Annotated in this window: 7 protein-coding genes; 5 read left to right on the top strand and 2 right to left on the bottom strand. The window is 70.6% G+C overall.

The window, feature by feature from the left end:
• Positions 1-13: 13 nt before the first annotated feature.
• Entirely contained in the window at positions 14-1,003 is a 990-nt protein-coding gene (locus ABDW21_RS14920; protein ID WP_343601756.1) for an LLM class F420-dependent oxidoreductase, read from the top strand.
• A gap of 104 nt (positions 1,004-1,107) precedes the next feature.
• Here ABDW21_RS14920 and ABDW21_RS14925 read toward each other — a convergent pair whose 3' ends face one another.
• The gene (locus ABDW21_RS14925; protein WP_343601758.1) at positions 1,108-2,757 is read right to left on the bottom strand and encodes a DNA repair helicase XPB; all 1,650 of its coding nucleotides are present in this window, start codon (positions 2,755-2,757) and stop codon (positions 1,108-1,110) included.
• A gap of 18 nt (positions 2,758-2,775) precedes the next feature.
• Positions 2,776-5,010, bottom strand: a complete 2,235-nt coding sequence (locus ABDW21_RS14930) for a helicase-associated domain-containing protein (RefSeq protein ID WP_343601759.1) — start codon at positions 5,008-5,010, stop codon at positions 2,776-2,778.
• 118 nt (positions 5,011-5,128) lie between these two features.
• Between ABDW21_RS14930 and ABDW21_RS14935 the strand changes: the two genes are divergently transcribed.
• The 4 genes from ABDW21_RS14935 to ABDW21_RS14950 are packed head-to-tail and all read left to right on the top strand — an operon-like array spanning position 5,129 to position 6,726.
• Positions 5,129-5,329, top strand: coding sequence for a hypothetical protein (locus ABDW21_RS14935; RefSeq protein ID WP_343601761.1), 201 nt, complete (start codon positions 5,129-5,131; stop codon positions 5,327-5,329).
• Between the two features lie 7 nt (positions 5,330-5,336).
• A complete protein-coding gene (gene moaC / locus ABDW21_RS14940; protein ID WP_343601763.1) occupies positions 5,337-5,822 on the top strand; it encodes a cyclic pyranopterin monophosphate synthase MoaC in 486 nt (161 codons plus the stop codon).
• A complete protein-coding gene (locus tag ABDW21_RS14945; protein ID WP_343601765.1) occupies positions 5,822-6,301 on the top strand; it encodes a MogA/MoaB family molybdenum cofactor biosynthesis protein in 480 nt (159 codons plus the stop codon). Before moaC ends, ABDW21_RS14945 begins: the two co-directional genes overlap by 1 nt.
• The gene (locus ABDW21_RS14950; RefSeq protein ID WP_343601766.1) at positions 6,301-6,726 is read left to right on the top strand and encodes a molybdenum cofactor biosynthesis protein MoaE; all 426 of its coding nucleotides are present in this window, start codon (positions 6,301-6,303) and stop codon (positions 6,724-6,726) included. The genes ABDW21_RS14945 and ABDW21_RS14950 overlap by 1 nt, the downstream gene beginning before the upstream one ends.
• Positions 6,727-6,855 lie beyond the last annotated feature (129 nt).

Below are 6,855 nucleotides of genomic sequence, written 5' to 3' on the forward strand. Positions count from 1 at the left end.
AGAGTCGCAGACTATGCGCTTCGGACTGTTCATCCCGCAAGGCTGGCGAATGGATCTGGTCGGCATCGAACCCCCGAGGCACTGGGAGGTGATGCGCGCGCTGGCCGCCTACGCCGACGGCGGCTCGTGGGACTCGCTGTGGGTCTACGACCACTTCCACACCGTCCCGATGCCGACCGCCGAAGCGACGCACGAGGCGTGGTCGCTGATGGCGGCCTACGCTGCTACTACGTCGCGGATCAAGCTAGGGCAGATGTGCACGGCGATGAGCTACCGCAATCCGGTCTACCTGGCCAAGGTGGCGGCCACCGCCGACACCATCTCCGGCGGGCGTGTCCAGATGGGCATCGGTGGCGGCTGGTACGAACACGAATGGCGCGCCTACGGTTATGGCTTCCCGTCGGCGAAAGTGCGCCTCGGGCGCCTCGACGAAGGCGTGCAGATCATGCGTGACGCGTGGCGTGACGGCACGGTCAGCTTCGCCGGTGAGCACTACCAGGTCGACGGCGCGATCGTGGCACCGAAACCGTTGCAGGACAGCGGTATTCCACTGTGGATCGCTGGCGGCGGCGAGAAGGTCACATTGCGGATCGCCGCCAAGTACGCGCAGTTCACCAATTTCACGCCCGAGCCCGACGGGTTTGCCCACAAATCCGAGGTGCTTGCGCGACACTGCCGCGACGTGGGAACCGATTTCGACACCATCGTCCGTTCGGCCAACGTCAATGCCGTCATCGGCAGCTCGGACGCCGACGTCGAAGACCGGCTGCGGCGGATCCGCGACCGGATCGCCGGCTGCGTGCCCGAGGCGGTGGCGGACGCGACGATCGCCGGCACCAGCGGGCCCGAGTCGGCGACCGGCACGCCCGAGCAGGTCATCGAGCGACTCCGGCGGCTGCGCGATCTGGGTTGCGGTTACGTGATCTGCTACTTCCCGGAAGCCGCCTACGACCGCTCGGGCATCGAGCTTTTCGAACGCGACGTGATCCCGGCGTTGGCGTAGTCCGCAGCAGCCCGTCAAAGCCGCTGGGCTGCAGAATAAGTGGCGCGGCGCGCCCATCATCAGCCCGCATCCGTGCGTTCGGCCGCGGTGTCGGTCCGGACGTCCTAAATCGCCGGGCCCAGAAAGTCGTCGGCGTCGCGGATCACGTAGCCGTAGCCCTGCTCGGCCAGGAAGCGCTGCCGGTGCGCGGCGTATTCGGCGTCCTGGCTGTCGCGCGCCACCACCGAGTAGAAGATCGCCCCGCCGCCGTCGGCCTTGGGCCGCAATATCCGGCCCAGCCGCTGCGCCTCCTCCTGGCGCGACCCGAACGTCCCCGAAACCTGCACCGCCACAGCGGCTTCGGGCAGGTCGATAGAGAAGTTGGCAACCTTCGACACCACCAGGGTGGTCACCTCGCCGCGGCGGAACGCGTCGAACAGTTCCTCGCGTCCTGCCGTCTTGGTCGAGCCCTGGATCACCGGGGCGTCCAGCACCGCCCCAAGCTCGTCGAGCTGGTCGAGGTAGGCGCCGATCACCAGTGTCGGCTCGCCGGGATGGCGGCTCAGAATCGAGCGGACCACCGCGATCTTCGAGTGCGCGGTCGAGCACACCCGGTAGCGTTCGTCGGGCTCGGCGGTGGCATAGCGCATCCGCTCGCTGTCGGTCATGGTGACCCGGACTTCGACGCACTCCGCCGGCGCGATCCAGCCCTGCGCCTCGATGTCCTTCCAGGGGGCGTCGTAGCGTTTCGGCCCGATCAGGGAAAACACGTCGCCTTCGCAGCCGTCCTCGCGGATCAACGTCGCCGTCAGCCCCAGCCGTCGCCGCGACTGCAGGTCGGCGGTCATCCGGAACACCGGCGCCGGCAGCAGGTGCACCTCGTCGTAGATGATCAGCCCCCAGTCGCGGCTGTCGAACAGCTCCAGGTGGCGGTACTCTCCCTTGCTGCGGCGGGTCATCACCTGATAGGTGGCGATCGTCACCGGCCGGATCTCCTTGCGCTCGCCGGAGTATTCGCCGATCTCGTTCTCGGTCAGCGACGTTCGGGCCATCAGTTCGCGTTTCCACTGCCGGCCCGCGACCGTGTTGGTGACCAGGATCAGCGTGGTCGCCGACGCCTTGGCCATCGCCGCCGCACCCACCAGCGTCTTGCCCGCCCCGCACGGCAGCACCACCACACCCGAGCCGCCCGCCCAGAACGACTCGGTCGCCATCTCCTGGTAGTCGCGCAGAGCCCAGCCGTCCGGTCGCAGGCTGATCGGGTGCGCCTCGCCGTCGACGTACCCGGCCAGGTCCTCGGCCGGCCAGCCGATCTTGAGCAGCATCTGCTTGACCCGGCCGCGTTCGCTGGGATGCACGGCCACGGTGTCGTCGTCGATCCGGGCGCCCAGCATCGGGGCGATCTTCTTGTGCCGCAACACCTCTTCGAGCACGGCCCGGTCGCGGCTGACCAGCGTCAGGCCGTGTGCGGGGTGCTTGACCAGCTGCAGCCGCCCGTAGCGGGCCATGGTGTCGACGACGTCGACCAGCAGCGGCTGCGGCACCGCGTAGCGGGAGAAGTTGACCAGCGCGTCGACGACCTGCTCGGCGTCGTGGCCGGCCGCGCGGGCGTTCCACAGCGCCAGCGGGGTGATCCGGTAGGTGTGCACGTGCTCGGGCGCCCGCTCCAGCTCGGCGAACGGCGCGATCGCCGCGCGTGCGGCGCCCGCCAGCTCGTGGTCGATTTCGAGCAGCACCGTCTTGTCGGACTGCACGATCAACGGGCCGTTACTCACGGCGCCCATCATGCCCGCTCACACCGACATCACCGACGTGATGCGGTGCACGGCGAAGTCGCGAAGCCGCCCGGACGCCGAGTCGAACGCCACCAACTGGCCGCCGTGCACGCTGATCGGCGACACCACCCGCTGGGTGGCCACCCCCGCGGTGTCGAGATAGCCGATCACCACCGCCCTGTCGCGCTGCATGGCCCGGTGCAGCAGCGCCGTCGCGACCGCCGGGTCGACGCGAACGTCGGCCAACGGCGCATCGGTCACCTTGCGCAGCACCTCCACGACCGCGCGCAGGGTTTCGGGGCCCGGGCGGTGGGTGGGGCGCTGCGATCGACGGCGCGGCGGTGTGGTGACCCGGGCGCGCCGGGCCGCGATGTCTACGATGGCGCCGCTGGAGTCCTCGGCGGCCGGGGCGAAGCCGGCGTCCCGCAGGCTGGCGAGCACGTCGGCGATCGGCTCCTGCGAGACGGCCACCGTCGGCGCCAGCACCCGCAGCCCTTCGACGGCGGACACCGCCTGGGCCAGCAGGGTCGGGTCCGCGCAGCGCACGAAGGACGCGGCCATGCCGATCCGCAGCAGGCCGTGTCGGCGCGCGACGTCGTCGATGAGGTAGCTAAGACCCTGTGGCACAGGGGTTTTAGAATGTCTCTCAAAGAGCTGATGCAGTGATTCGGCGGTCTTGCCAATATCCAGGGCGTGCCGGATCGAGCTTTCGCTGACCCGGTACACCATGGCTGTGCCCGCGGACTCGACCTCGGCCACCGCGGCCAGCTCGTCGGCGAGATGCCGTTCCAGCGGCCCGGGCGCCACCACGGTCAGGTCGGCCTGCACGAGGAAGTGGTCGATCGGGGCGGGCAGTGCTTTGGCCATCGCGTCGACGACGCCGTCGCCGCTCAGCAGGGCGCGGCCGGGGGTGCTGATCGCTCCGCGCCCGACGAGTCCCATCCGGCGCGCCTCCTCCAGCAGGTCGGCAACCGGTCCCGGCTGCAGCCGCCTGGCCCAGCGCGGCCGCCGCCAGATCAGTGCCTCCGACGCCGACGTGTCGTCGACGCCGGCGCCGAGCGGCAGCTCGGCCAGCATGCCCAGCAGTAGCCGCCGGTCCAGCGGGGCCGCTGTCGAGTAGATCGAAGTAGACAGTGCGCCATAGGGTTTGGCGTCCGGTCCGCGGGTGCCGATCAGCGACGGCCGAGCTGGCAGGTCGAGCCAGGTGGTGGCCAACAGCTGCCAACGGTCGGCCGGGGACGTCTCGCCGAACCGGTCGGCGGCCACGGTCGGCGCCCAGTAGGGCCCCTCCGGGCCGCGGTCGCCGGGCGATGCGGGCACCGGCGATCCGGCAGCGATCAGCTCCGCAGCGGCGGCCACTTCGAGGATCAGCCCCAGCCGAGACTCGTCGACACCGGTGGTCTTGGCCAGCCGTCTGACGTCACGAACCCCCACGCCGCCGCTGCGCAACTCGGGAACCGGGGCGGCACCGAGGGTTTCGAGCACCACGTCGAGTTCGCGAAGCAGGTCGATGACGGCGCCGGCCGCTGCGGCGTCGACATCGGCCGGTGTGGTGCCGGTGACCGCCGGATCAGGCGGTGTCAATCGGGACGGACCGAGCTCTTCGCCGCGAAGAACCTGACCGACCCGGCGCGGCAGGATCACCGTCTCGGCGTCGATGCGGCGCAGCAGGCCCAGCGCCAGCAATCGCGGCACCGGGTGATCCAGCGGGGCGCCGGGCGCGGCGTCCCGGGTGCGTCCCATCGGGGAGCCCGCCAGCAGTTTGTCCAGCACGGCGAGGTCCGTCTCGCCGAGGGCATCGATGTACTCGGCGATCTGGTCCCTGGTCTGCGTCGCGTCCTCCAACGTCACCTGCCCGGGGTGCCACCCCAGCCCGCCGCCGGCGTCGGCAGCCACCCGAAGCTCGCCGTCTCCCCAGACCAGAGCGCGCTGCGTGAGGTCGCCGAGAGCGTCGGCGACGGCGGCTTCGGGCGCGCGGTCGCCGATCAGCGCGAGCAGTTTGGCGACCGGCACCGGCGCGGTGTCGGCGTGCAGGACCAGCAGTGCGTCGATCACCGCCAGCCGCAGAAAGTCCAGTTCGTCGACGGCCGCGGTGATCGACTGGCGGGCCTGGGCCCGCGCGGCCAGCGACGCGACGCTGCCGGGTGGCGGTTGGGCGAGGTCGGGCCGCAGCTCCAGCAGGCGGATCAGCCTCTCGTCGGGCAGCAGGGCCAGCCAGGACCGCAGCGGGATGCTCGGGGGGTGTTCGGTCATCGCCGACCAGCGTAAAGCAGCCGACCACTGCGGGTATTCGACCGCCGAGGGGCCGGCTGCGGGTACCGACCGACCAAACTCCGGGCTGTTCGGGGCGCGACCTGTCAGAATGGATGACGTGGCAGACAACGCAGTCAAAAAAACGCGCAAGACCAGATACGTCGACAACGGTTGGCCGACCGCCGACCCCGACGACCACGCGGTGAGCGAGCTAGCGACCGACCGGACCGGTGCGCTGTCCCCGTTCGGCGAGGTGGTGTTCCCGCTGCCCTCCGACGACCTGCCCTACGTCCACCCGGTCACGGTCGTCAACCGGTAGGCGGCGGATGTCCGGCACCGACGCGGGCGGTGCGCTCTCTCACCTCGACGAGCGCGGTGCAGCGCACATGGTCGACGTCACCGGCAAGGCGACGACCAGGCGCACCGCGGTTGCGGCCGGGACGTTTCGCACCTCCGCCGAGGTGGTGGCGCTGATCTCGTCCGGTGGGCTGCCCAAAGGTGACGCCATGGCCACCGCGCGGGTCGCGGGCATCCTGGCCGCCAAGCGCACCAGCGACCTGATCCCGCTGTGTCACCAGCTCGCGCTTACCGGCGTCGACGTCGAATTCAGCGCCGGCGAGTCCGACATCGCCATCACCGCCACCGTGCGCGGCACAGACCGCACCGGGGTGGAGATGGAGGCGCTGACCGCGGTCAGCCTGGCCGCGCTGACCCTCTACGACATGGTCAAGGCGGTGGACCCGGCGGCCCGTATCGACGACATCCGGGTGTTGCGCAAGGACGGCGGACGCAGCGGAACCTGGGTGCGGTGATGGCCGCCCGATCCGCCCGGGTCATCGTCGCCTCGACGCGCGCGTCGGCCGGTGTGTACGACGACCGATGCGGCCCGATCATCGCGGAATGGCTTGAGCAGCGCGGGTTTTCGACGGGGAATCCGATGGTCGTCCCCGATGGCGTCCCGGTCGGTCAGGCGCTGCGCGACGCGCTCGAGGACGGGGTCGACGTGGTGATCACCTCCGGCGGCACCGGTATCTCGCCCAGCGACGACACCCCGGCGCAGACGATGGCGGTGCTCGACTACGAGGTACCGGGACTGGCCGACGCCATCCGCCGCTCCGGTCTGCCCAAGGTGCCGACCTCGGTGCTCTCGCGCGGGGTGTGCGGCGTGGCCGGCCGGACCCTGGTGGTCAACCTGCCCGGGTCGCCGGGCGGAGTGCGCGACGGGCTGGGAGTGCTGGCCGACGTGCTGGACCACGCGCTGGACCAATTGAGCGGCGAAGATCACCGGTGATGACGCTGGTGTTGCGCGCGGCGCTGACCGAGCAACCGATCCTGCTGGCCGAGCATGAGGAGCTGGTCGGTCATCAGGCTGCGGGCGCCGTCGTCGGGTTCGTCGGCGTGATCCGCGACCACGACGGCGGACGGCAGGTGCTGCGCCTGGAGTACTCCGCGCATCCCTCGGCCGAGCAGGTCATGGCCGAGGTGCTGGCCGAGGTCGCCGAGCGGCGCCGCGGTGTGCGGGCCATCGCGGCCAGCCACCGGATCGGCGTGCTGCAGCTCGGCGAGGCAGCGCTGGTGGCTGCGGTTGCCGCCGACCATCGGCGGGCGGCGTTCGACACCTGTGCGCATCTCGTGGAGACCATCAAGGCACGGCTACCGGTGTGGAAACACCAGTATTTCGCCGACGGGACCGACGAATGGGTGGGCTCGGCCTGACTAGACCGGCTGCTGGACGAGCGCGGCGAGGGCGTCGTTGCCGTTGACGCGCTGGGTCTGGATGGCCTGCCACACCTGCTTGAGGTAGCCGGGCGCGGCGTCGTCGCCTTCGGCGGGCTCTGCCGCCGG

The organism is Mycobacterium sp., from assembly GCF_039583805.1.
Taxonomy (GTDB): Bacteria; Actinomycetota; Actinomycetes; order Mycobacteriales; family Mycobacteriaceae; genus Mycobacterium.

Coding starts and splice junctions, on each gene's coding strand:
- ABDW21_RS14930 (WP_343601759.1), bottom strand. CDS start 5,010: ATGACCGAACACCCCCCGAGCATCCCGCTGCGGTCCTGGCTGGCCCTG.
- ABDW21_RS14945 (WP_343601765.1), top strand. CDS start 5,822: ATGGCCGCCCGATCCGCCCGGGTCATCGTCGCCTCGACGCGCGCGTCG.
- ABDW21_RS14920 (WP_343601756.1), top strand. CDS start 14: ATGCGCTTCGGACTGTTCATCCCGCAAGGCTGGCGAATGGATCTGGTC.
- moaC (WP_343601763.1), top strand. CDS start 5,337: ATGTCCGGCACCGACGCGGGCGGTGCGCTCTCTCACCTCGACGAGCGC.
- ABDW21_RS14950 (WP_343601766.1), top strand. CDS start 6,301: ATGACGCTGGTGTTGCGCGCGGCGCTGACCGAGCAACCGATCCTGCTG.